The sequence below is a fragment of the Leptospira adleri genome (assembly GCF_002811985.1).
Taxonomy (GTDB): domain Bacteria; phylum Spirochaetota; class Leptospiria; order Leptospirales; family Leptospiraceae; genus Leptospira; species Leptospira adleri.
In genome coordinates, this window is sequence record NZ_NPDU01000023.1 from 1 (window position 1) to 24,364 (window position 24,364).

The following is a 24,364-nucleotide window of genomic DNA, read 5'->3' on the forward strand; positions in this document are numbered from 1 at the left end:
AAGGGAGTTTTTTGAGAATCTTATCCACGATCTCGGAACCGGGATTTTCCTTCACATACAACTCGGCGAAAGGAAAGGAATGTTCCTTTCCTTGATGAGCCTCCGTCAATTCGATCAGAGTTCTCTTCCCGAAGATGTATTCCTGTCTGGCTATTTTTTCCTCCAGCGGAGTCCATCTTTCGTGTCTTCGATTACGATCCCCTGCGCCAAGAGTTGATCTCGTATCGCGTCGGAACGCGCGAAGTCCTTATTCTTTCTTGCGAGTTGTCTTTCTTCGATGAGGGAATCTATCTCCGAATCGACGAGATCTTTTTTTGATTCGAACGAGAGAACGTCGAAAAGTCGATTGTAATAATTAAATAACTCAATGAATTCCTTTCGCCGAGTTGTATGTGAAGGAAAATCCCGGTTCCGAGATCGTGGATAAGATTCTCAAAAAACTCCCTTCTTACGTAAAGGTGCATAAGGTTTCCGTTTCTAAGTTAGACGCTCTTGTCCCCGGAAGAAATCATCAGGGTTTGGTCGCGGTTAAAGTTTCGAGCAAAGAATCCACTCTGGATCAAAAGGATTTGGAAACAATTCTTCCTTCCAAACCGGGAGCGTTTCTCATTTTGGATAGAATCCAGGATCCCGGAAATTTGGGAAATATCTTGAGAACCGCAGAGTGTTTCGGGATCAAGAACGTGATTCTTCCGGATCGAGAATCCGCGGGAATCACGCCGGTCGTCGAAAAAGTTTCTTCGGGAGCCCTTTCCTTCTTAAAAATTTTTACGGTAAAAAATCTGGCGAACACTCTTGAACTTCTAAAAGAGAACGGCTACTGGATCGTTTCCACGAGCGATCGAGGAAACGAGGATTGGTCCAAACTCCCTGACTTGGAAGAACTCGCAGTCTTGATGGGAAACGAGGGCGAAGGCGTGAAAAGAATTCTGATGGAAAAATCCGACTTCGTTTTGAGAGTTCCCATGCACGGAAACCTTTCCTCTTTAAACGTAACCGTCGCGACCGGAGTCGTTTTAGACAGACTCGTAAACCGAAAGTGATTTCTACGTTCGATCTTGTCTTAGTTTCCCTCGGATGAAAAGTCCTTTAGGAGATTCTAATTCTCTTTTGTAAAATTTTATTTCGATTTAACTCTTGCATTTTTTATTTTTCCATTCTCAATGGAAATCGATGAAATCATACATACGACTTTTTAATTTTGCGATTTTCCTTTTTGGAATCGGCGTTTTTAATTCCTGCTCCGATCTTTCTTTGAATAAGTTGGAGGAAAAACTCAATCTGAAAAAGGAAAAAAGTTATGCGGAAGAGATATTGGGCGCTCTTACCTTTGCTTTTTGGGCTGAGACCAATCACGAACTTTATAAGTTCCTTCCTTTGGCTCCCGTTCTCTTGAAGTCTCAGATTTCCGCGGATCAATTCGCGGTCGCGACTCCGGACTTGAAGGAAGCAAAACCGAAGATCGTCTTGATACACGGATGGGATTTTAAGGAAAAAAACATAGACCCTCCGACGGATAAATTCACGAAAGTTTCCAATCTCCGAGGAACCTGGGACGACGTTTTGGAAATGTATTCTCAAAATATATCCGGAGTTCAGACGAGTTACGAACTCTACACGTTCACTTACAGAACTTCCGATTTTGTGGAGAACAACGGAAGAAGATTCATCGATAAACTGAACTTCGTTTTCACACCGGAAGACAAAGTGATTCTTCTTGCGCATTCTATGGGCGGACTTGTAAGCCGTTCCGCTCTCTATCACCAGAACAATACAAAGGACGTGATCGATTTTGTTGTTTCTTTGGGAACCCCCTACTTAGGTTCTCCTTTCGCCTCTTCCAATTATCAAGGAAACTTTGGAACGTTAGGCGATCTTATCGGTTTTATGACAGGGACTCAAGGGGGAAAAGATCTCGCTTATACGAACGCACTCGGAACTAGCTACTCGGTTCCGCTTCCGAGCGAATACGTGGAAGGCGCCTACAATCTTTATCTCGAAAGATTACTTTCCGATTCTTCCAGAGACGGAAGGGTAACTGCGTTTTACGGAGCGATGAGTGTTTGTAACGGTCATGCGGGCTCGGATTCTATTTATACGATCGGTTGCACTTTTTTGAGCAACGGGAGTCCGAGCTTTACGAATAAGAGCGACGGAATCGTGACAACGACGAGTGGAAAGATGTCCACAAAACTTCCGGGAGTCCGCCAGATCACAAAAGATTTTGATCACGCGCAACTTTCGTTTCGAAACCATGTGAATAATACGGCGAGAAATACGTACTTCAACGAAGTAATTACTCTTATCAATACCTTTTAGGAATTACACGAAGGCCGTATGATTTTTGGAGCTTCTACAATCATTTCAAAGTGCCGTTGTTCCTACGCAATCTGCGAGCCATTTGTTTTTGACAAGATTCTATTTATACGATACTGCAATGTCGCCCGATTTTTTCCCTGCGACGCGATCCGTAGAGAGCGTTGCGTTGAGTGATTCCGCCTTTCCTCCACCCATAAAACTCAGCACGTAGCTTCCCTAAGGGTCGCTACGTAGGATGAGGCGCGCGACTTTCTTGGAAAAATTGTCGTAGTTTTGACGAAGTCAAAGAAAATGCGCGCGCCTTGCTTTTTTTGCAAACCCATTCGTTCTACCTGAGTTTAGAACAAAGTATTGAGTCAGTATGAGAAACCTTTCTCTCCACATCACCGCAAACTCTGCTCCTCTTAAAGAATAAACAAACTCAACTTACCACTGTGGGAATAGTTGTATGTGAGAATGAGATACTTTCCATTTATAAAATCGATCACCCCGTACGGATCGTATCCCGATTGCATCCCTTGATCGGCCGATTGGTTAATCAGTTGCGTCGGAGAAGTTCCAGTCAGGCTCGTACGAAGAATTTGATTTTGATATCCGTTTCCATAATAGGAAAAAACGATCTTCGAATTTACAAAATCGTATCTCATAGAATGACGGATATTCCCCGGCGTGGGAGGTGAATTCGCGTAGGAAACCGCAGCCAACGTGTTGGATGTTCCATCTAAATTACTTCGATAAAAAGCAAACAGATTTGAATTTGAAAATCCGAACGTGGACGTGATCATCTTACCGCTGTTAGGCTCGACAAAAGTAGCCGGAATCGTCTTGTCTATGAATGATTGACCAGCGGAATAATCCAAATTGGCGCAGTTGGTTCCATCCAAATCGCAACGAAAAAGCCAAGGTTTATAAGAGTTTCCGTTGTAGTTCGTAATCACCAAAAGTTTTTCATTGGTATAATCAATTTCTGCACTCGGCGTATAACCCGACTGAGTTCCCGCTCCCGCAGAAATATCTTTGTGAACACAGTTACTACCATCCATCTCGCACCGAAACAAGGAAGGCTTAATGCCGTTCGCGCCGTTGCTCGTAACCACCAGGAGTTTTCTGTTCAGTTGATCGATAAGAATTTTCGCGTTCGTTCCAGATCCGGAACCTTGACCCGCCGAAATATCAAAATGACTGCAGTTGGTTCCATCCAAGTCGCAACGGAATAACGAAGGTTTGGAGGAGCGAGCTACATTCTCCGTAACCACCAAGATCTTTCCTCCGATCTCGTCCACTGCAAGCGAAGGATTCTTTCCAGAACTGTTGCCTTGACCTGAGGAAATATCGAAGTGCTGGCAAGAATTCCCATTTAAATCGCAACGAAATAGAGAAGGTTTATCCCCATTGCTTCCGTTTTGCGTAACGACGATCAGTTTTTTATTGATCGGATCGATCGCCGCGGAAGGGGATTTTCCAGAATCGGTTCCCTGACCTACCGAGCCGGAAATATCTTTATGAATCGCCGTCGTCGATCCCGGAATCGAAGTGGTGGGAGTTCCGATTCTTTCAACGCTCAGAGGACTTTCTCCTCCGTTGTGAATCGCGGTCATCGCAACGTATTTTGCGGTACCGTTCGTCAATCCGGAAATAGTAATCGGAGTTGTCGTCCCGGTTACCGAACTGGCAGCGACCGTAACTCCACTCGAATTTGCGTAATAGACCTTATAGTTCGTAGCGCCTGCAACCGGGATGAATGAAACCACCAATTTCGTATTCCCCGCGCCGACGAGAACTCCTTTTGGGGTGGGAGGCGGACCTATGTTCACGGTCTGGCTTGCTATCGACGAAACGTTACCCGCTTTATCTATAGCGATTACTTTGATCTGAAACTGGCCCGCAGTCGATAGACTGACCGAACCAGAATAAAGATTTCCGTTCGAAATACCGTGGGAAGAATTAAATCCCGGAGATGTTCCGTCTAACGTGTATGCGAGCTTCTCACACCCCGCATTGCCGACATCCGTACACGAAGCCATAAAGCTCGTTCCGATCGGAAATGGTCCTACGCTGGTCGGCGAAGTGATGGAAACGTTCGGAGCCGATTGATCCTTTGTAATCGTAACGGCGGTGTTTCCAACGTTGATAGCGCTGGCGACACAAATTCGAATCGTATTATCGCCGAGGCTTAGCCGTGAATTATCGATTGCACTCACGGTATCGGGACCTCCGGCGGAAATGGGACCGGACGCAAGAACCGTTCCGGTCGTACAACTGGATCCGCCCAGAATCACTTGGAAGTTTCCGTTTCTATCCGATTGCCAGGAGATCGAGCCGTTCCCACCGGAAACGTAACGAAGATTAGAATTGACCGTAACGTTCGGAGTCGCTAAGTCCACGGTATATCGCTTTTGAATAACGGAAGAAACATTACCCGCCTTGTCTCTTGCGATAAATTTTATGAAAGTGGTTGCGTTATCAACGGTCGAAATGGCCGTTCCGGAATAGTGACTCCCGGTGCCGACCGCGCCGGAGAGCGGATCGATCGTTGGATTTGCAGGAACTCCATTTACCAAAGAATTTACTACGGTCTGATCACAACCGCTTCCCGAATCCGAACAAGAAAGGGAAACGTTAGTAACCGTTCCAAAATTGCCTTCGTCCGGACTGACCGAAACTGACGGAGGGGTATCGTCTCTTTGAATGGAAATCGAATTGGAACCGATTCGATCCAATCCGGGAGTGCAGACACCGTCTCCGTCCAAATCGACATATCCGAAAATCGTAAAGTGTTTCGTTCCTTCTCCTGAAAAATTCCCGGCCGCCGTAACCGAAAAAAGTGAATTCGTTCCGGAAGATAAAACACCTCTTGTTAGCTCCACTCCCGAACCGCAATCGGACGCACCGAAACGAATCGTAAACAGCACTGAAATATTGGAAGACCAGGTAATATCCGATCGACTGATCGCGCCCGTTTGGTTGCTGATAAAATTGGCTGTCGCATTCGCGACTATCACCGGGAGCGTAGTATCGACTCGATACAAAGCCTCCTGAATCGGACTCACGTTCCCGGCTAAGTCTCTGCAAATGTATTTCGCTCTGTAATCTCCGCTCACGGTATCGGATCCGATATTAAAATTCACAGTCGGAGCATTCGAGTAGGTTCCTTGAAAGGGAGAAAAATTAGGAACACTGCCGTCGAGAGTATAAACGATTGATCCCGGACCGACGTTATCCGAACAGGTAAGTTTCACTTTCTGAGCGTTTCCATATATTCCCGGAAGATTGTTTGAAGAAATAGAAATGGAAGGTGGATCTGAATCATTCTGAATTTTTTTAAGAATCGGATCGTTGATCGAGCCGTCGTTATCGACATCAAATCCGTCCGCGATCCCGTCCTTTTCGAGATCTATAAACGCAAGAGGATTGCCGGTACAATTCTTACCGGTTCTGGAAGAATAGTGAGACATCTGATGGCATAAGAAATAATTTGTCACACCGTTCCCGTCCGTGTCGATGGAATCCAAGATTCCGTCCTGGTCCGCATCCGAAACGAGCATATCAATGACGTCGTTACCGTTGGTATCGATTCCGTCCGCAATACCGTCTCCGTTGACGTCCAGGAAAGTTCCTTTGATTCTTGCGGTGCCTTCTATATCGATGATCATAAACGGGATCGTGTTTCCGATTCCGGAATGACCGGTTTTCAAACAACCGCAACAAAAGAGGAAGGACAATACAAACGAGGGAAAAACTCTTTTCATAGATTCACAACTTGAAGGAAGAGCGCGTTATGCAAAACGGCATCCTTTACTTACTCCAATTCTAACTTTATCCTATCTGTAGATCCAAGCGTTCAACCCCTGCTAAAAAGCATTAGAATTCTTGAATTTTCAAACCTAGGACTAAGCGTAGTTGAAAAATACACTCTTCGAAGAAAAAAAATGATTAAAATGGAATTCAACAAGATACAAAAGATAAGAAAGAAATTTATTTATCGATTATTCCTAACGCGCTTATAATTCGGCAAAGAATCGAGAAAAACAAATACTAAGGTCATATTTCCTCAGAACGGTAGGTTTCTCTTTTTAAAAAAATAAGAATCAAACAAAAACGATTCTATTTGATAAAATAGAAAACAGTTTTTAAATGAATAACCGACTCTTGCACAAAAAAGAAAAAATGAATCAAAAAGATTCAAAAACCTTGTTATCAGGAATTCTAATGAAGTTTAAAAAATAATTTGAAAATCGGAACGTGAATTCTTAAGAGGCAAGGCTTCTTTTCCGCTAAAACGAGTCTGCGAAGATTTTAGGAATTCTAAAAAGGAAAACTTGATTTCATAGTGATTTTAGAAACGGAAAAGAATCAAGCGCTTCCAGGATCATTCTCTTTCGAACTCGTTCCTAAGAAAAAACTCGTAGCCTTAGAACGTTTGGCTTTCACGGGAAGTTTGCCGGTAATTTGTCAGTCGAGCCGAACGGAGATGCCCATCTCCTGCATCGCCCTCTTCGTTTCTCGAATCGAATATTCTCCGAAGTGAAAGATCGAAGCAGCAAGAACCGCATCCGCTTTTCCGCGGAGAATCGCCTCCACCATGTGTTCCGGATTGCCTGCGCCACCGGAAGCTATGATCGGAATTTCCAAAGCCGAAGAAAACGATTTCAAAAGATTGATATCGAATCCGTTCCTCGTTCCGTCCCGATCCATGGAAGTGAGAAGAATTTCACCGGCGCCTTTGTCCGCGGCTTCTTGGGCCCAATCCAGAGCTTCCCTTCCGGTTTCCGTTCTTCCGCCGTGCAAAAAGATTTCGTAACGATCTCTTTCCTTTTGGAACTTAACGTCGATCGCGCAGACGATACACTGTGAACCGTAAATCTCCGAAGATTCCCGAAGTAGTTCCGGATTTTGAAACGCCGCCGTATTGATGGAAACCTTATCCGCGCCCTTTTCTAAAACGGCTCTAACGTCCGCGACCGTGCGAATTCCGCCGCCGACCGTAAACGGAATAAAGATTTTTTCCGCGATCCTTTCTACGAGATGAAGAAGAATCTCCCTTCGATCCGAAGAAGCTGTAATGTCCAAAAAACAAAGCTCATCCGCAAGATTCTCTTCGTAGATCGCCGCCGATTCGACGGGATCTCCCGCGTCGACGAGGTTTACAAAGTTCACCCCCTTTACGACCCTTCCATCCTTGATGTCCAGGCAGGGAATGACTCTTGCGGTCAAATTGCTCATCCGATCGTTTCCGGAAATTGAATATTCAAACCTTCTAATTTAGAAATGGATTGAGAAAGACCGAACAATTTTGCTTCCTCGAAATAAGGAGCAGTGATCTGCAAACCGATCGGAAGACCTTTTCCGTCTTTTCCCATCGGGACGCTGATCGCGGGTAAACCCGCGAGGTTGACGCTCGTCGTCCAAATATCCGCTTTGTACATCTGTACGGGATCTTTGGTTTTTTCTCCGACCTTAAACGCGGTCGTAGGAGAAGTCGGTTGGAGAATGAAGTCCACTTTGGAAAAGAAAGATTCGTATTCTTTCCGAATCAGAACCCTCGCTTTTTGAGCGGTTCCGTAGTATGCGTCGTAATAACCGGCCGAAAGGGAGAATGTGCCTAATAGAATTCTTCTTTTTACTTCCGCTCCGAATCCTTCCGTTCTGGAATCTACATACAAATCTTCCAGTTTTCCCGTAGGATCTTTCCTCAGTCCGAAACGAATTCCGTCAAAACGGGAAAGATTGGAGGAACATTCCGCGGTGGCGATGATATAATAAATCGGGATCGCGTAACTGAACTTGGAAAAATCCAATTCGACGAGGGTCGCGCCCTTTTCCTTCAACTGAACAAGAAGAGTTTCATACGCCTTTGTAACATCCGGATCGATCTCTGAAGTCATCTTGATCACGCCGACTTTTAAACCTTTGAAGTCGGCCTCCTTCACCGAATCCGCGGAAAAACCCGGACGATTTACGGAAGTCGAATCTCTCTGATCCTTTCCGGAGATAACCGAATACAAATCGATACAACCTTGCACGTCTTTCGAAAACGGCCCGATCTGATCCAAACTGGACGCATAGGCAACGAGCCCATAACGTGAAACGCTTCCATAAGTGGGCTTGAGTCCGTAGAGTCCGCAAAGAGAAGCGGGCTGTCTTACGGAACCTCCCGTATCGGAACCGAGCGCGAGAGGAACCATAGACGCAGCCACGGCGGCTGCGGAGCCGCCGCTAGATCCTCCGGGAATTCTTTCCAGGTCGAAAGGATTCCGAGTCGTTTGAAACGCGGAATTCTCCGTGGAAGATCCCATCGCAAATTCATCCATGTTCGTTCTTGGAAAAAGGATAAAACCTTTTTCCAAAAGTCTTTCTACGACGGTCGCATTGAAAGGAGATTTATAATTTTCTAATATTCTGGAAGAACACGAAGTGACTGAGTCCTGGATGCAGATATTATCTTTGATAGCCACCGGAATACCGTCGAACTCCGAAAGAGGTTTACCGAATTTCCTTCTCGCGTCGCTTTCCGCGGCGGATTCCAAAATTTTCTTCTCATCCAAGGATAAAAACGCTTTTACGGAACCGTCCACTTCCTTGATTCTTTCGATACAAGCCTTCGCCAAATCCGTGGCGCTGAGTTTTCCTTCTCCGAGGGCGGCCTTCAATTCAGTATAAGATTTTTTTAATATTTCGTTCATGTCTCGATCACCTTAGGAACGACAAAGTAGCCGTTTTGAAAGGCCGGTGCGAACTTTTCGATTTCTTCCCGGGTAAGGTGTTTTCCCGAGAGGTCGGGGCGAATCGCGTTTTCATGCTGAAAGTAGATCTCGTCTTCCCCGATCGAAGATACGTCCAGACCTTTTACTTGATCGACGTATTCCAAAACCTTGTTGAAGTCCTTCAAGGTGGATTCTTTTTCTTCGGAGCGGATTTTTAGACGCGAGAGGTCGGCGATTTTTTGCAAAGAATCTTCGTTCAGGTTCATGATTCTCTCCCTTGCAGTCAGAGTGTTTTAGTAGGCATTTTTGTCCATGATTCCTTTAAATGGAGTCAGGAGAATAATCTTTAGGTCCAGCCATAACGACCAATTTTCGATATAATAAATGTCTGCGGCGATCCGATCATCGATCGAAGTATCTCCCCTAAGCCCTTTCACCTGAGCGAGTCCGGTAATTCCGGCTTTCACGGCGTGTCTCCTCATATAGTGCCTGTGATCGTTCTTAAATTTTTCCACAAAGTGAGGACGTTCCGGTCTCGGTCCCACGACCGACATATCGCCGAAAAGAACGTTGAAAAACTGAGGAGTTTCATCCAGGGAAAGTTTTCTAAGAATTTTACCGATTCCGGTGACGCGCGGATCGTTCTGAATCGTCCAGGTCGTCTCCGACTGCGATTTGGCTTGTACGACCATCGTTCTGAACTTGATCATCTTAAACTTTTTATTATCCAGACCGACCCTCTCCTGATAATAAAAGACCGGACCTCTAGACGAAAGTTTAACGAGCAAAGCCATCAAAATATAGAACGGAGAAAAGAAGAGAATGAATAGAATCGAGAACGTAAGATCAAAAAGACGCTTTATGAATTTATTATATCCGAGACGGATCGGAATGTTTCGGATCGAGATCACCGGAAGACCTTCCATCTCCTCAACCCGTCCTCGCGCTTTTATGAATTCTTGAAAACCGGGAACGATCTTGAGATCGATGCCTTCGTGATCGCAAGCGTCCAAAACTTCCTTGAGATAATCTCCCTCCGAAGGTTCGAGCGTATAAACCACCAAGTCCGGTCTTTCCGTTTCAAGAATCTTTGCGATCTTACTCACTTTACCGATCACCTTCATGTCTTTACGAACGGGCTTTCCGGTGTTTGCCTGAACAAAACCCAGAATCTTGTAACCGTAGATTCCGTGTTTGATGACCGCGTCGTTAAACCGCTTGGAAGTTTCGGAAACTCCCACCACCAAAACGCTCCTCAGATTGTAGCCGCGTTTGCGAAGAGTTCTAAGAAGAATTCTTGCGGAATAATGAAGCAGACTCGTGGTCAGAGTGTTAATGACCGTGTATGCAAGAATGACTGATCTGGAAAATCGTTCGCTTCCCAGATCCCCTCGAAAGAAGAACAACACCGCGAGAACAAAAACCAAATTGAGAAAGACTCCGCCTACGATCGTGAGGAATTCGTCGATAAAGGAAAGGCCGCGTCTCGGATGATAAAGATCGATCGCGATAAATACGATCACTTGAAAAAAAGCTAACAGAACAAAAAGAAAAACGTAACTTTCAAGATCCACATAACGTACGTCCATTCCGGATTCGTCGACGATATAAAATCGAAAAACGAAAGCGATGGCTCCGCCGAAAAGAGCCGTCACAAAATCCAAAAGCGTAAAGATCAACTTAAACGTCTGACTTCTTTCTTTGAGCATACTATGGATTCTCCGAAGAAATTCCGGCGCGATCGCCGGCTTGGAAAGGACGTTTTCTAAACCGGAAAAGACGAACTCTCGTCAGCTCGGAAGAATCCTGTTGACCCAAAGAGAAATCCGTAATCGATATGGAGAAGAATACGGATTGATCGTAAAACGATACGAGCCCGTCCGTTCTTCCACCGGGAACCGCGCGAAGATCCATACTATACCCGAGCCTGAAGTTCGCGGTATGGAGATTGTATTTGATCGTGCCCATAAAACGATTTATATTGAGCGCCGTGTTTTGCTTCGCTCCGTTCCCGTTCACTCCGGTTCCATCGAGCAAGTCTCTTTGAAGCGTGGTCCTTTCCAAATTCAAAGTGGAAGCGCTGGTCGTAGGATCGTTTCCGTAAAAGAAAGTATCGTATGTGTTTCCTACCTGATTTGTATATCTCCAAGGCTGACTAACCCTGGAATCCAGTTCAGCCTCGATCCCAAGATGTCTTGTAAAATCTACATTCGCTTTTACGAATATTCTATATCCGTCAAGAATCGGACTGTTGTAAACGTGATACCAGGTTCCCCCGAGTTCCAGCTCGCGAATCAGACGGACAAAAGGAAGGGTAAAACCTCCCATCTTGTAAGAGGCTGTAAAACTATTGGAAAGCGGTTTTGCCTTCGGAGTGTGATGCACGTAGTCATTGTTGATAAAAAGGCCGGAGTAAAAGCTCCTTTTCTTTTCGAGCAGGGAGGCTCGCTTAGGCCGCAAACCGTCCAGGAAGTCGAAATAACCCGAAAATCGGGCCACGGTAAAATACCATCGATCTTGGTTCGTCGGCTGCGGTTGATAATCCGGAGAAAAGTTTCGAAGATCCCGAATGGTCCGAATCGAAATTTCGAAATTCTCAAGCGCGTAACTTTCCAAGGAGATTTCCAGCTCGTGTTGCCTCGTTTTAGCGAGAATCGGATCTTGCAGTTCCGGTTTGTAGGCTTCGAGTTTTCGATACGTCGTATTCAAAAAAATCAAAGGAATCCCGATTCTTAAATTGGAGGCCATCCTTACGTATTCGTAGGATTCTCTCGCAAGATAACGTTCCAAAGAAGTGAACGCGTTATCCGTAACACCCGTGACCGCAGCGTTGTTCCTAACGGTAGCGGATTGTTTTTTAGCGCCGAAAAAAGCGTTCGGAGTAAAAGACATATAACTTCCGAAATTCAAAGTGGTCCTGAGTCCGGTTTCACCTTGTGTGAAGTATTGAGTTCTTAGAACATTCTCCTTATAATTTCCGTACGGATCCTGATAATTTCCGTCCAAGGTAGGAATGCTCATATTTTCTCTTGTGGGAACCCCGTAATACCGAAGAATCGTATTGTTCAAATACGCGTCCCAATAAACTGCGGAGTTAAAATAAGGAATCCTTCCTATTTCGGAAGAATTTCGGATCGTAGTCGTCGGCAAAACGTCCACGGTCGGAAAGTAACCCGACTTATCAGTCGGACTGAGGATATAATACAAAAGATTTCTTTTCATCCCGACGTTGATCGAAAGATCGCCCCGGTTTTCCGTATAATCGAACTTCCATTCCAGAGTGTTTCGGATATAACCCTGACGAACGTTTCTCGCAGTGTATAAGGATTGGAGCGTGTTGGACGGTTCGTAACGATTTCCGTATTCGTAGTCGAAAAGTCTGTTCGTGTAATTTTCGTATTGAAAGCTGATGTTTCGGGTAACGTCTTTTTCGGTGTTATTCGTTTTTGAGTTTAAAAGAATTCTTCCCTTCCACCAAGGTTCGACGTCCTGACCTACTTTTCGATAAGGGCTGTTCGGATCGTAGGGAAACAACGCCCCTTTATCGACTTGGTTCGTGACCGCAGTGGTCCCGATTCCAAAATTATGAAAGCGGTCCTCGTAGGCTCCAGAGATCGCGTAATTTCTGTGATTTGCGTAACCGATATCGATCAAGTAGTTCAAGTAAGAAGTCTGTTTCCACATCTCGAGTTGAAACGCCTGACCGGTCTTTTCGTAAAAATCCGCTCTGAATTTATATCCCATCGGGGCAACGGCGATCGTAGGCATCACCGACCACTGATAGGAATTCTGCATAAACAAACCTTGTGTGTTGTTTTTACCCGCTTGCGTGATCCAACCGTTTCCTAGGTTGCTATTGTAGAGGAAGGGAAGCCAGAGAACGGTCGTTCCGCCGACCTGATAACGCACGTTAGTCGCCATCACGGTCTTATCGTCGTAGATATAAAGCCGGTTTACTTTAAAGGAATAATGCGGTTTTTCCGCGTTACAAATCGTGAAGTATCCCATCTCTAACGCATAACGTTTGTCGTCCAGTTTTTTGAGCTTTTCACCGATAAAATGAGCCGGAGCAAAGGTCCCTTTCGTCTTATAGACCACCCCTTTTTCCAAACGAAAATCATAGATGAACTTATCGCCTTCTACGACCGCGCGTCCGTCCTTATAAACGATCCCGCCTTCCGCGTAGATTTCCTGTCTTTCGCTGTCGACCGTAATCGTTTCCGCTTCGATCGAACCGGACCTAAGTTTAAGCCGAACACGACCTCTCAAAACGAGAACTCCGGATTTATTCTTATCCACTTGTAGGAGTTCCCCTTCGGATGCGTTCTCGATCGAAATCGGAAGCGCTTTTTTTGTTTGTGGAAGATTTGCAAGAGGGTCCGCCGCAACCGGAAGGGCTTCCTCCAAAGCGGAGCGCAGACGTTTTCTTCTGCTGAACAAAGAACCTTCCCGGGTCAATCCCAGAGAAAGAAGCAGGTCGTCGACTTCCCGATCGGGAAGCGTATCGATCGATTTACCTAAAAGACGATTTTTGGCGCGAAGAATCGCCAGTTTTTTTTCATCATTGGGAGAAGAAGACGGACTTTGATCCCCAGTCGCTCCGCCCGTTATCAAACGAAGCATCTGCTCTTCCGTCTGCCCGAAGACTGGAATTCCAAGCAGAAGTAAAAATAGAATCAGGATCAAACGGAGGTGCATTCCGGTACCGGTGTCAGATTATTCTCGGGAATTAGATTTTCATCTAATAATTTTTGTGAAAACGAGAACGCAGACCCCCAAGAGAATTCTATACACACCAAAGGCCGAGAAAGAATGCCTTTGAAGATAGTGTAAAAACCAACGTATGACGAGTGTGCACAGAAGAAAGGAAACCAAAAATCCGAAAGCCAAAACCGGAATCGTATCTCCGTTCAAAATTGAACGGTATTTATAAAGTTTATAAATTCCCGCGGCCAACAAAACGGGAACAGCAAGAAAGAACGAGAACTCGGCGCTGCTCTTCGTATCCTTTCCCAAAAATCGAGCCGTGATGATCGTCGCCGCGGATCTGGAAATTCCGGGAATCAAGGCCGCGCACTGAAAGATCCCGATCAGGATCGCGTCTCTGATTTCCACGGACTTTCTTTCGTGAGAGGCTTTTTTATTATGAAAGAACCATTCCGCGATCAGGATCAAAACTCCTCCGAAGATCCAAGCTCCGGCAAGAATATCCAAAAGATCCGGTCTCGCTTTGATCGTATCCAAAAAGTTTTTCGCGACAAACCCCGCCGCTAAAATCGGAAGCGCTCCGATCACAATCTGGATCACAAAGTGAAATCCTTCCGGATTTTCATTCTTCTTTGTTATATATGAGAAGGAAGAAACGATATGAGATTTGAATCTTTCCCTATAAAGAAAAAGTACGGAAAGGATGGCGCCGCTTTGGATAAAGATATCGAAAAGATCGTCGAACTCGATTCCGAAACTTTCTCCCGAAAAGGGAAAGAAAGAACTGAATAGAAACAGGTGTCCCGTCGAGGACACCGGTAGAAATTCGGTGATCGCCTCAATGATACTTCTCAGAAAGGCGTTCAGGTAATGGTTCAAGGAAATTACTGTCCGGGAGTTTTTGGGGCTTCCGTTTTAGGAGCTTCCGCGCTCGGAGCCGTCTCGGTTTTTTTCTCGGTTCCCGTAGGAGCTGTGATCTTTCTCTTCAAGAAAGCGTCCAGGTCGAACTTATCGTTGTGTTTGATCGAGACCTGTTCTTTGATTCTTTCCAGAACTTTTGGAAGAATTTCTTGAGACTTGTCTTTTTTGAGTTTTGCTCTTGCGAATAAAATACAACGATCGATCGGAAGCGAACCTACTTGCGGTTCTTTCGCGCGGAGTTTCTGACATTCTTCCATCGCTTCTTCTTCTGAGATTTTGATTTTACTTTCCACAAGGTGCATAACATAAAGCTGAGAAACGATCTGCATTTCCTGGAATTTCAAAATTTTCTTAATATCGTCCCGTTTGGTGAAACCTTCTTTTTCGGCGGCGATGGTAGTGATCATCATATCTCTGTACTGATCATAAAAATTCTTTTTCTGAAACTGATAGTTCAGAGCTCTCATCTGCTCCGGAACTTCGGCGATGTCCTTGGAAATAAACTCGAGAAGATTTTCCTTCTCGATATTTTGAACCCGACTCATCGCGTCGATGGCGACATTGTATGTGTCTTCAAAGCTGTTGACTGTGATCTTATTTCCGTCAAGCGTCTCGATCACTTCGGAATTGTCTCCGCAACCCGCAAAAAAAGCGGCTAAAAGAATCAAAGAAATTAAAATAATGTTTTTTTTCATCGGACTTAGGGTTCCTGTGCAAAGGATAGGATTCGGGGTTTGGTCGTCTATACTTTTTTGGAAGGGAGCATTTCCGAAAGGAGAAAGATGAGATAGTTCAATTTTTCCTTTTCCGATTTTTTTCCTGTCTGAAAAATCAGCACGTTGGGTTCTCTTGGGTTGATCGTAAGACCCGTTCTCGCCGAAATCAGATTGATAATTTTTTCGTTGTCCCCTCTAAAATAAGAACCCGATTTCATCTTGATCTCGTCTTTCATTTCCGCTACGGATTCGAAACCGAGATTGGAAGCGAGGGTGCGAATTTTTTCCAAAAGGATAAACGTTTTCGCGTCTTCGGGAGGTTCTCCGAAACGATCCATCATCTCCTTATAAACTTCGTCGATCTCTTCGAGATCTCTAGCGCCTTCAAACTTCTTATAGAATTCTATCTTTTGCCGCGTGTCGGCGATATAAGTTTCCGGAATGAAGAAGTTCGTGTTGAGAGTGACGGATGTCCTTACTTCCACGGCGACTTCTTCTCCCTTGATTCTTGCGATCGCTTCTTCCAGCATGTGAACGTAGAGATCAAACCCGACTTCCATGATATCGCCCGATTGTTCCTTTCCGAGAAGATTACCCGCGCCTCGGATTTCAAGATCCCGCATCGCGACCTTAAATCCGGATCCGAGTTCCTGATATTCGTAGATCGTGTTGAGACGTTTTTCGGCGAGCTCCGAAACCACCCGATCTTTTGGAAGAAGCAAGTAAGCATACGCTTTTCGATCGCTTCGACCCACTCTTCCCCGGATCTGATACAACTGTGAAAGACCGAAAAGATCCGCGCGTTTTACGAACAGAGTATTTACGTTCGGCATATCGATTCCGGATTCTATGATCGTAGTCGTTACGAGAATGTCATACTTCCGATTGTAAAAATCCAGGAGCGTTTCTTCGATTTCGTCCTCGGTCATTTGTCCGTGCAAAACTCCGATGGAAACCTCGGGAACGATTTCGTTCAGATATTTGGTTTCCTGTTCGATCGTTTCGACCCGATTGTAGAGATAAAAAACCTGACCGTCCCGTTTGATCTCGTTTCGAATCGCTTCCGCGATCAGATCCTCGTCCTCTTCGATCACGTAGGTTTCAACCGACTGACGGTTCTTAGGCGGAGTCGCGATGATGGAGAGTTCCCGGATTCCGGTCAACGCCATGTGAAGCGTGCGGGGAATCGGAGTCGCGGTGAGAGTCAGAACGTCCACGAGATTCTTAAACTTCTTGATCGCTTCCTTGTGGTTTACCCCGAATCTCTGTTCCTCGTCGATGATGAGAAGTCCCAGATTTTTCGGCTTCAACTTTGGGGAAAGAATCGCGTGGGTTCCGATGACCATATCCACTTTGCCGTTGCTGAAATCCTCCAAAATATTGCGCACTTCGGAAGCGCTTTTAAAACGGGAAACGAGTTCAACGCGGACCGGATAATTTTCAAAACGATTCTTAAATGTATTATAATGTTGTAATGCAAGAATCGTGGTGGGTGCGAGCATCATGATCTGACGACCCGCGATCGCCACCTTAAACGCGGCTCGGATCGCAACTTCCGTTTTTCCGTAACCGACGTCCCCGCATACGAGACGGTCCATCGGACGAGGAGATTCCAGATCCTTTTTGACGGCTTCGATCGCGTCGATCTGATCGGGAGTTTCCTCGTATTCGAATTCGGCTTCGAATTCTTCCTGATAAACCGTATCCGACGGAAAAGCGTATCCTTGGAGTTTGAGACGATTGGAATACATGAGAACGAGATCTTCCGCGAGTTCTTCGACCGCTTTTTGAACCCGTTCCTTCGTCTTCTTCCAAGTGCTCTTGCCGAGACTGTCCAGACGAGGAGATTCGGTTCCGCCTATGTATCTCTGAACGAGCGAGATCTGATCCAAAGGAACGAAAAGGGAGTCGCCTCCCCCGTATTCCAACTTTAGAAAGTCCCTCTCTTTCCCGCCCGCGTTGGTCCTTTCTATCTTTAGGAATTTTCCGACGCCGTGGTGAATGTGGACTACGAAGTCGCCTTCCTTTAAGTCGATAAAACTCTGAAGCGCTTTGCTGTTCTGTTTTTTAAAACGTGTCTTCCGTTTGTATTCCCTTCCGAAGATGTCGTTTTCTGACAATATTAGAATTTTCTGATCTTCGTAGAGAAATCCGTTCCTCAGTTCCGAAAGAACCAGAAAGGCGTCCTTTTTCGAATTACCTAGATGAAACGGAACCGGTTCCGTCGACTCTTCGTTTAACAAAACGATTCCTTCCTTTTCGAAAAGACCCTGGAGACGTTTTGTCTGCGCTTCGAAAGAGGAAGTGAGGACGACCTTCCATCCGCCTTCGTTTCGGAGTTCGGCTATCCTCTCCCGAACCTCGCGGATCTTTCCTTTGAAAGTAGGCGCTTCCTTCAAAGGAGAAACCAAATCCTTTTCGTTCCGAGGAGGAAGACCGTAAAAGGAAAGTCCGACCAAATCTCTGAGAACCCCGTGTTCTTCTCCGAACGAAAGAAGTTTTTCCGGAGGCGCACAAAGAACTTCCTTGGAACGTTTTTCAAAAAGAGAAGAATATTCCCTTTCGAGATGGAGCATCCTTTCTTTTACCGAATTGGGAGACGGAAAAAGAAGTACGGGCGGTTCGGGGAAGTAGGAAAGAATCCCGTGATTCTCCCGAACGAGGACTACGAGTTCTTCGTAATAGATTCCGTGATTGCCGTCCGGAATTTCGGGTATGTGAAGGGAAGAATCCGCAGACTTTAGAATATTCTGATATTCTTTTTTTTGATCCTCGGAGAGTATATATTCGTCCGCAGGAAGCAGGATCGCTTTTTTCAGATCCGCGACCGATCTTTGCGTGTCCGGATCGAACGTCCGGATGGATTCGATCTCTTCGCCGAAAAGATCGATCCGAACCGGCTCGGGAGAATAGGAAGAATAGACGTCCAAGATTCCGCCCTTGAGGCTGAATTCTCCGAAGGTTTCACAGACGTCGGTACGTTTGTAGCCGAGATCTATCAGCTCGATCAGAAGAAGTTCGAGATCGATCTCCTTTCCCTTCTCCAATGCGATCGCGCGACCCTGCATCGTCGCAACCGGAGGAAGCGTTTTTAAAAAACCGGCGACGGAAGTGAAGATCAGCGCCGGTTCTCCGCTCAAAATTCTTGCGATCGCCTTGATCCGCTCCCGTTTCATCTCCGCGGGATAACGAAGGTATTCGTAGGGAAGAACTTCCTGTCCCGGAAGATAGACGAGATCGCCGCTCGGAAGAAAGCTCAAGGCTTCCCTGTATAAAAACTCGGCGGCCGTATTGTTATCGGAAACGACTACGACCGTTTGATTCAATTTTTGAAATAAAGAAGAAGCTAATATAGAATGACTTCCGTTTACGACCGAATAGATACTTCCGGTCACCGTTTCGTCCACAGATGTTTTCTGTCGAATCGCCGAGGAAGCGGGAGTTCTTCCTTGAGAAACAGACGCTCCCTTTGCCGGAACGGGAGCCTTTCCGGAACCGTTCTTCTTTTTGGAATGAGAAACTCCGAAGGAAGAAAAGAGCTCTTCTCCGACGACTTCGAGAAGATTCTTCATTCGACGACGCTCAACGTAAGATTGTCGATCAGACGAACCGGTCCTATAAAAACCGCGACCGCAAGAAGAACGTTACCCGCAACGCGTTCCAGATTTTCCAGGGTATCGGCGTTCAAAACCTCGAGATAATCCAACTTGATTTTCGCTGAAGAATCCAGGACGTCCTTCATGATCTCTCGGACCAAAACCGGATCCTTCATTCCGGAAAGAATCTGGGATTCTCCCAGACGGAGCGCTCTGGAAACCAAAAGAGATTCTTCCTTTTCGATTTCGCTGAGACGGGCGTTACGGGAACTGAGGGCCAAACCTTTTTCGGAGCGGATCGTCTCGCAGCCGAAGACTTCGGTCGGAAACGCCAGTGTTTTGCAGAATTCCCGGATGAGAAGGTATTGCTGATAATCCTTTTTGCCGAAAAAAGCGAGATCCGGTTCCACAAAATGAAAGAGCCTGGATATCACGAGAAGTACACCCTCGAAATGACCCGGACGGGAAACCGCGCAGAGATTGTTCATCAAATGAGGAATTTTTAATACGACATCGGGGATCCCGCCCGGATACATCGCGTCCTTGTCAGGTAAAAACACAAGATCCACTTTTTTCGATTCGCAGAGCTTGAGATCCCCTTCCGTATTGATCGGATACTTTGCATAGTCTTCCGGGTCGTTGAACTGGGCGGGATTGACGAAGATGGAAACGACCGTCTTGTCCGCTCGGGAAACGGATTCTTCGAAAAGGGCGGTATGTCCTTCGTGTAAAAAACCCATCGTGGGAACAAAGCCCACTTTTTTACCTTCTTTTTTCCAGGCGCGAACCTGGGAGCTTACTTCTTCGGGGGTTCTACAGATGATCATAAAATTCGAATATTCTCAGGTTCTAATTTTCACGGAGGTTCCGTGTTCCTCGTCCAGACCTTCGAATTCGGAGAGGGTCTTTACGTGGGGATAAAGTTCGGCGAGGGATTCTTTGGAAACTTCCTGCCAAGTGACCCGTTTTAAGAACGTGGAAACTCCGAGAGAGGAATAGATTCTCGCGGCTCCGGCTGTCGGAAGGATATGATTGGTTCCGCTGATATAATCGCCCATCGCAACGGGAGAATAATTCCCCAAAAAAACGGAACCGGCGTGTCTGACTTTTTTAAGATCCTCTTTATAAGTTCGAGTCTGGATTTCCAGATGTTCCGGAGCGAAAAGATCCGAGAACGCAAAACATTCTTCTAAATTAGGAAAAACGAATATTCTTCCGTGGTCTTCGATGGACTTTCGTTTCATCTCGCCGCGTTTCGGACGGTCCTTTAGGGCTTTTTCGATTTCTATTCGAACGTTTTCGGCCAACGTTTTGGAATTTGTGCAGAGAATCGCGACCGAATCTTCTCCGTGTTCCGCTTGGGACAAAAGATCGGCTGCGACCCAGATTGGATTTGCGGAATCGTCGGCGACGACGAGCACTTCACTCGGCCCGGCCGGACTGTCGATTCCGATCACGCCGAGTCCGCTCAAATAGACTTTGGCGGCGGTGACGAACTTACTTCCCGGTCCGATGACAAACTCCGAAGCGGTTATGGTTTGTGTTCCGTAAGAAACCGCGGCGATTCCCTGCGCGCCTCCCGCAAGAACGATCCGGTCCGCGCCCGCGATTTTTGCCGCGGCGATAAGACCTTCCGGAAGTCGGCCGTCTTGCGGCGGGGTAACGATTTGAACGTTTTTAACTCCGGCGAGTTTGGCCGGGATGACTCCCATAAGAATGGTGGAAGGATACAAAGCCTTTCCACCGGGAGCGTAGACGGAAACGGATTCGACCGCGGTATGGCGGATCCCGAGACGGTTTCCGTTTACAAGAATTTCCTTATCTTCCGGAATTTGAATCTGATGAAAGGCGCGGATATTTTCGGCGGCTTTTTGAAGAGCGGCTTCGAGCGCGGAATCGATCTTAGGATCGAACTTGGAAAGATCCAAAACAAAAGAATCCGGAACGATCCCGTCGAATTTGCGAGTGTATTCCCGAAGCGCGGAATCGCCGTTTTTTTGAACGTCTTCGATGATCGGCTGGACCAAGGCCAAGGTGGAACTTAAATCCTCTCTGGCGCGTTTTAGAACAGGATCCAGGATTTCTCGATCTTTCAAACTGACTGGAAGAATTGGAATCGCCATCTGAAAACCAGAATTTCGGAAAGAACTCTTCGTGCATCTGAAATTTACTTAAAAAAAACAATTGCCCCAAGAAAGAATTCGGGGAGTTTATCTTTTGCTTATGAAACTCATCTCGCTCAATTGCAATGGAATCAGGTCCTCTCTTGAAAAAGGACTCTCCGATTATATTCGGGAAACCAAACCCGACTTTATCTGTTTTCAGGAAACCAAGGCGATGCAGGATCAAGTTCCCAGTTCTCTTTGGGAAGAAGGCGGTTATACTCCGATCTTTCACAGCGCGGAGAAGAAAGGTTACAGCGGAGTCGCGATTCTTTATAAAAAACCTCCGCAGAAAGTCACGATCGGAATCGGTGATCCCTTCTTCGATTCCGAAGGAAGAAGTATCTATTTGGAATATCCGAATTTCGCGCTCTGGAATCTCTACTTTCCCTCGGGAACCACCGGCGACGTAAGACAGGCGGCGAAGATGAAGTTCTTGGATCTTTTCCAAAAAGAAGCCGCCAAACGAAAGAAAAAACAACCCAATCTCATCATCTGCGGGGACGTGAATATCGCACATACTCCGCAGGACATTCACGATCCGAAGGGCAATGCGAAGAGCAGCGGTTTCTTGCCGGAAGAAAGAGAATGGCTGACGGGATTTTTGAAACAAGGCTGGGTCGATACGTTTCGTTTTCTCTATCCCGAAAAACAGGAATATTCCTGGTGGACGTTTCGAGCCGGGGCCCGCGCAAAAAACAAAGGATGGAGAATCGACTACTTCTTTGTAACGGAAGAATTGAAGAAGAACGTCCAGAGTCATACGATTTACCGGGACAAACCGTTCTCCGATCACGCACCTCTGACTCTGGAAGTAAAACTTTAGATTCGGTATCGATCCGCTCGATTGTGCCGACAAACCGGTTCTTTCCGAAAGAAAACTTGCAGCCGGACTTCAAGTTCGATTGAGATAGAATTTCCTCGAAAAATCAAAATTGTGCGCCGAGACTGGAAAGAATATCCGGTTCTCGTCGGCGTAATCATCCGTTGACAAGAAACGCGGGAGTTCCCACGCCTTCTGTCTCTTTTTAGCCGGAAAATAATCATTCCGACAAACAACCCCTTTCACAAATTTCGGGGAGTTCCCACAACTTTCGACTGGATCCAGAGCCTGACTCCTTTTCTCCGGGAGGCCAATCGTTCCATTCTTAGAGAAGATCTCAGAGAGAAAAGGTCCAAAACCGAGCTTTCGATTTTCAGAATTCCGATCTACTTTTCAAGTAAATCAGAATCAAAGAAAAACGAAACGATAGACATACGCATATCGACATTAGAATATTCAGATTTTAGAATATTTTATAAAAAGAATTTACTAAAATACCGATACGCCTTTCGACCGGACGCGATCGAAATCATCTGCGTCTGCGGGGACGATCCTTCATCTGATCCAAGTGAGCCTTGCATTCCGGAGAAAGCTGCGCTTCGTTTTTCCGAAGACAATCCCTCATGGCTCCCCCTCTTCGATCCACGTCCTTACAGAATTTTTCCCTGTCTTCGTAGCAGGGTTTACCCTTTTGACCCCAAGAAGGATTTCCTCCTCCGCCTTGCGCGGAAAGTCCCAGAGCGAAAAGAAAGAAAAAACCGAAAACTAAAATCCGTTTCATAAGAATCTCCTCAAAGATTTATAGGCACGTGACGACAAAACCGCGCGCTCCGATCGGCTTCCACCAAACCGAATTCCGAATCGTAAGAATGGGATCACGAATTTCGAACGTGAGACGAAGAATCCGAAAAGAAGCGCGACCTAAGAATGTATAAAAAAACAAAAGAAAGTCAAACCGGAATCTCATCCGTATCGGAAATCAAAATTGATAATTGTCAAAGAAAGGATTCAATTCTTGATTGAGTTTCAAATTCGTTTGAATCAAACTTGAAAGGATGAATCCCGAATTTTGGAACAAACGATACGCATCGGAAGAATGGGTTTACGGACTGAAGGAAAACGACTTTCTTCGAGAAGAAATTTCCCGGTTAAAAAAAGGAAGTTCGGTATTAGACCTGGCCAGCGGAGAAGGAAGAAACTCTCTGTTCCTGGCGCGTCGGGGATTTTCGGTCACCGCGGTGGAACAATCGACCGTAGGATTGGACAAACTCAAAAAACAAAGCGAAGCCGAAAATTTGAAAGTGATCTGCGTCCAATCCGACGTGTTAGAGTTCAAAGCGGATCAAAAATTCGACGCGGTCGTGATTACGTTCCTGCATCTGCCTCCAGAGCAAAGAAAACTTGTATATCGAATGCTTTTTTCGCTTCTCAAACCGGAAGGGATCTTCATCGCGGAATGGTTCCACCCGGACCAAAGGGCTAAAAACTTTGAAAGCGGAGGGCCGGAAGACCCGGATCTAATGGTAACCCTGGAAGAACTCCGGAATGAATTCGAAAACGGTTGGAAGATATTTCGATTGGAACACGTCGAAAGAGATTTAGACGAAGGAGAAAAGCACAGCGGACGAGGATCCGTAGTTCGAATTTCCGCTCAAAAGACACAAACATAAGTAAATCAATAAATTCTAATATAACAGGATGAAAGAATGAAATTTATCATGGAAACAAAAAAGTCCGTTGAAAAATGCGTAGAGGATCTGAAAACGGAGATCGCAAATCAAAAATACGGAGTCCTTCACGTTCACAATCTGAAAGAGACGATGAAAAAGAAGGGCGTGGATTTTTCGGAAGAATGCCAAATTCTGGAAGTCTGCAATCCGCAAAAGGCGAACCAGGTATTGAACGAAGACATGGAAATGAACCTCGTTCTTCCCTGTAGAATTTCGGTTTATTCCGAAAAGGGAAAAACAAAGATCGGAATGATCAAACCGACTTCTCTTCTCGGACTTTTTTCGGATTCAGAACGGCTCCGCGAGGTCGCCAAACAAGTCGAAGACGATTTAATCCTCTCCGTTCGAAATTCGATCGACTGAGGATGGTTCCCAATAAAGTTCAAGGATAAAATTCGTTTTTCCTAAACTACCCCTTTTGGAAACCGGAAAAACCGCGACAACGCTCCAAAACCCTTAATAAAACTCAGGAGTTCCCACAGATTACGCTCCTCGATCATCGATTAGGTCCTTCCAAAGCGCTATTCCCTGCAATTCTTCTATGGGAGTTCCCACAAATCTAGGCTTTGACGAACATCCTGCCTGGAACGGACTTTAAGCCCGATTTCAAGTCTTTTTCGAAAGAACTTCCGTCGGAACAACGGCGTAAAAACCGCATCCAGTCTGAAACATTCTTAATTTATAAC

18 protein-coding genes and 2 pseudogenes are annotated in these 24,364 nt (G+C 45.8%); 5 read left to right on the plus strand and 15 right to left on the minus strand.

Features of this window, described 5'->3' with window-relative positions:
• Both CH376_RS10375 and CH376_RS10380 read right to left on the minus strand, forming a co-directional pair.
• Positions 1-166: pseudogene (locus CH376_RS10375) on the minus strand (23S rRNA (guanosine(2251)-2'-O)-methyltransferase RlmB); the annotation flags it as partial.
• Positions 151-339 (minus strand): annotated as a pseudogene (locus tag CH376_RS10380) (CysS/YqeB C-terminal domain-containing protein); the annotation flags it as partial. The pseudogenes CH376_RS10375 and CH376_RS10380, both read right to left, overlap by 16 nt.
• A 47-nt stretch (positions 340-386) precedes the next feature.
• Here CH376_RS10380 and rlmB point away from each other — a divergent pair.
• Complete coding sequence (gene rlmB, locus CH376_RS10385) at positions 387-1,043, plus strand: 23S rRNA (guanosine(2251)-2'-O)-methyltransferase RlmB (protein ID WP_100788064.1); 657 nt, start codon at positions 387-389, stop codon at positions 1,041-1,043.
• 130 nt (positions 1,044-1,173) lie between these two features.
• Positions 1,174-2,319, plus strand: coding sequence for an esterase/lipase family protein (locus CH376_RS10390; protein WP_100784443.1), 1,146 nt, complete (start codon positions 1,174-1,176; stop codon positions 2,317-2,319).
• Between the two features lie 404 nt (positions 2,320-2,723).
• Here the strand turns inward: CH376_RS10390 and CH376_RS10395 are convergent, their stop codons facing one another.
• The 11 genes from CH376_RS10395 to hisD all read right to left on the minus strand — a co-directional run bounded on the left by CH376_RS10395 (position 2,724) and on the right by hisD (position 21,086).
• A complete protein-coding gene (locus tag CH376_RS10395) occupies positions 2,724-6,014 on the minus strand; it encodes a chitobiase/beta-hexosaminidase C-terminal domain-containing protein (RefSeq protein ID WP_165781689.1) in 3,291 nt (1,096 codons plus the stop codon).
• Positions 6,015-6,771: 757 nt separating this feature from the next.
• Complete coding sequence (hisF, locus tag CH376_RS10400) at positions 6,772-7,542, minus strand: imidazole glycerol phosphate synthase subunit HisF (RefSeq protein WP_100784441.1); 771 nt, start codon at positions 7,540-7,542, stop codon at positions 6,772-6,774.
• The gene (gatA, locus tag CH376_RS10405) at positions 7,539-9,002 is read right to left on the minus strand and encodes an Asp-tRNA(Asn)/Glu-tRNA(Gln) amidotransferase subunit GatA (protein ID WP_100784440.1); all 1,464 of its coding nucleotides are present in this window, start codon (positions 9,000-9,002) and stop codon (positions 7,539-7,541) included. Before gatA ends, hisF begins: the two co-directional genes overlap by 4 nt.
• On the minus strand, positions 8,999-9,289 hold the full coding sequence (gene gatC / locus CH376_RS10410) for an Asp-tRNA(Asn)/Glu-tRNA(Gln) amidotransferase subunit GatC (RefSeq protein ID WP_100784439.1): 291 nt from the start codon (positions 9,287-9,289) through the stop codon (positions 8,999-9,001). The genes gatA and gatC overlap by 4 nt, the downstream gene beginning before the upstream one ends.
• A gap of 27 nt (positions 9,290-9,316) precedes the next feature.
• Positions 9,317-10,732, minus strand: a complete 1,416-nt coding sequence (locus CH376_RS10415; RefSeq protein WP_100784438.1) for an undecaprenyl-phosphate glucose phosphotransferase — start codon at positions 10,730-10,732, stop codon at positions 9,317-9,319.
• Position 10,733: 1 nt separating this feature from the next.
• The gene (locus CH376_RS10420) at positions 10,734-13,721 is read right to left on the minus strand and encodes an LPS-assembly protein LptD (protein ID WP_100784437.1); all 2,988 of its coding nucleotides are present in this window, start codon (positions 13,719-13,721) and stop codon (positions 10,734-10,736) included.
• Positions 13,722-13,760: 39 nt separating this feature from the next.
• Entirely contained in the window at positions 13,761-14,609 is an 849-nt protein-coding gene (locus tag CH376_RS10425) for an undecaprenyl-diphosphate phosphatase (protein ID WP_100784436.1), read from the minus strand.
• A 5-nt stretch (positions 14,610-14,614) separates the two neighbouring features.
• Positions 14,615-15,346 (minus strand): lipoprotein LipL31, encoded by a 732-nt coding sequence (locus CH376_RS10430; protein WP_100784435.1) that lies wholly within the window; start codon positions 15,344-15,346, stop codon positions 14,615-14,617.
• A 47-nt stretch (positions 15,347-15,393) separates the two neighbouring features.
• A complete protein-coding gene (gene mfd, locus CH376_RS10435; RefSeq protein ID WP_100784434.1) occupies positions 15,394-18,939 on the minus strand; it encodes a transcription-repair coupling factor in 3,546 nt (1,181 codons plus the stop codon).
• Positions 18,936-19,790, minus strand: a complete 855-nt coding sequence (panC, locus tag CH376_RS10440) for a pantoate--beta-alanine ligase (RefSeq protein ID WP_100784433.1) — start codon at positions 19,788-19,790, stop codon at positions 18,936-18,938. Before panC ends, mfd begins: the two co-directional genes overlap by 4 nt.
• Positions 19,791-19,805: 15 nt before the next feature.
• Entirely contained in the window at positions 19,806-21,086 is a 1,281-nt protein-coding gene (gene hisD, locus CH376_RS10445; protein WP_100784432.1) for a histidinol dehydrogenase, read from the minus strand.
• A 100-nt stretch (positions 21,087-21,186) separates the two neighbouring features.
• On the opposite strand from hisD, the gene CH376_RS10450 reads away from it, so the two are divergent.
• Positions 21,187-21,951 carry an exodeoxyribonuclease III gene (locus CH376_RS10450; RefSeq protein ID WP_100784510.1) on the plus strand — a complete coding sequence of 255 codons (765 nt, stop codon included), beginning with the start codon at positions 21,187-21,189 and terminating at the stop codon, positions 21,949-21,951.
• Positions 21,952-22,477: 526 nt separating this feature from the next.
• Here CH376_RS10450 and CH376_RS10455 read toward each other — a convergent pair.
• Together CH376_RS10455 and CH376_RS24225 are read right to left on the minus strand one after the other, a co-directional pair.
• On the minus strand, positions 22,478-22,729 hold the full coding sequence (locus CH376_RS10455; protein ID WP_100784431.1) for a hypothetical protein: 252 nt from the start codon (positions 22,727-22,729) through the stop codon (positions 22,478-22,480).
• Positions 22,730-22,747: 18 nt separating this feature from the next.
• On the minus strand, positions 22,748-22,915 hold the full coding sequence (locus tag CH376_RS24225) for a hypothetical protein (protein ID WP_165781688.1): 168 nt from the start codon (positions 22,913-22,915) through the stop codon (positions 22,748-22,750).
• A gap of 88 nt (positions 22,916-23,003) precedes the next feature.
• On the opposite strand from CH376_RS24225, the gene CH376_RS10460 reads away from it, so the two are divergent.
• Together CH376_RS10460 and CH376_RS10465 are read left to right on the plus strand one after the other, a co-directional pair.
• Positions 23,004-23,618 (plus strand): class I SAM-dependent methyltransferase, encoded by a 615-nt coding sequence (locus CH376_RS10460; protein WP_100784430.1) that lies wholly within the window; start codon positions 23,004-23,006, stop codon positions 23,616-23,618.
• 36 nt (positions 23,619-23,654) lie between these two features.
• Positions 23,655-24,041: a DUF302 domain-containing protein gene (locus tag CH376_RS10465; RefSeq protein ID WP_100784429.1), complete on the plus strand. Its 387-nt coding sequence runs from the start codon at positions 23,655-23,657 to the stop codon at positions 24,039-24,041.
• Positions 24,042-24,364 lie beyond the last annotated feature (323 nt).

What these genes read in the sequence shown, in the direction of transcription:
- CH376_RS10390 (WP_100784443.1), top strand. Translation starts at nt 1,174, where the DNA reads ATGAAATCATACATACGACTTTTTAATTTTGCGATTTTCCTTTTTGGA.
- hisF (WP_100784441.1), bottom strand. Translation starts at nt 7,542, where the DNA reads ATGAGCAATTTGACCGCAAGAGTCATTCCCTGCCTGGACATCAAGGAT.
- gatA (WP_100784440.1), bottom strand. Translation starts at nt 9,002, where the DNA reads ATGAACGAAATATTAAAAAAATCTTATACTGAATTGAAGGCCGCCCTC.
- gatC (WP_100784439.1), bottom strand. Translation starts at nt 9,289, where the DNA reads ATGAACCTGAACGAAGATTCTTTGCAAAAAATCGCCGACCTCTCGCGT.
- CH376_RS10415 (WP_100784438.1), bottom strand. Translation starts at nt 10,732, where the DNA reads ATGCTCAAAGAAAGAAGTCAGACGTTTAAGTTGATCTTTACGCTTTTG.
- CH376_RS10420 (WP_100784437.1), bottom strand. Translation starts at nt 13,721, where the DNA reads ATGCACCTCCGTTTGATCCTGATTCTATTTTTACTTCTGCTTGGAATT.
- CH376_RS10430 (WP_100784435.1), bottom strand. Translation starts at nt 15,346, where the DNA reads ATGAAAAAAAACATTATTTTAATTTCTTTGATTCTTTTAGCCGCTTTT.
- mfd (WP_100784434.1), bottom strand. Translation starts at nt 18,939, where the DNA reads ATGAAGAATCTTCTCGAAGTCGTCGGAGAAGAGCTCTTTTCTTCCTTC.
- panC (WP_100784433.1), bottom strand. Translation starts at nt 19,790, where the DNA reads ATGATCATCTGTAGAACCCCCGAAGAAGTAAGCTCCCAGGTTCGCGCC.
- hisD (WP_100784432.1), bottom strand. Translation starts at nt 21,086, where the DNA reads ATGGCGATTCCAATTCTTCCAGTCAGTTTGAAAGATCGAGAAATCCTG.
- CH376_RS10450 (WP_100784510.1), top strand. Translation starts at nt 21,187, where the DNA reads ATGAAACTCATCTCGCTCAATTGCAATGGAATCAGGTCCTCTCTTGAA.
- CH376_RS10455 (WP_100784431.1), bottom strand. Translation starts at nt 22,729, where the DNA reads ATGAAACGGATTTTAGTTTTCGGTTTTTTCTTTCTTTTCGCTCTGGGA.
- CH376_RS24225 (WP_165781688.1), bottom strand. Translation starts at nt 22,915, where the DNA reads ATGAGATTCCGGTTTGACTTTCTTTTGTTTTTTTATACATTCTTAGGT.
- CH376_RS10460 (WP_100784430.1), top strand. Translation starts at nt 23,004, where the DNA reads ATGAATCCCGAATTTTGGAACAAACGATACGCATCGGAAGAATGGGTT.
- CH376_RS10465 (WP_100784429.1), top strand. Translation starts at nt 23,655, where the DNA reads ATGAAATTTATCATGGAAACAAAAAAGTCCGTTGAAAAATGCGTAGAG.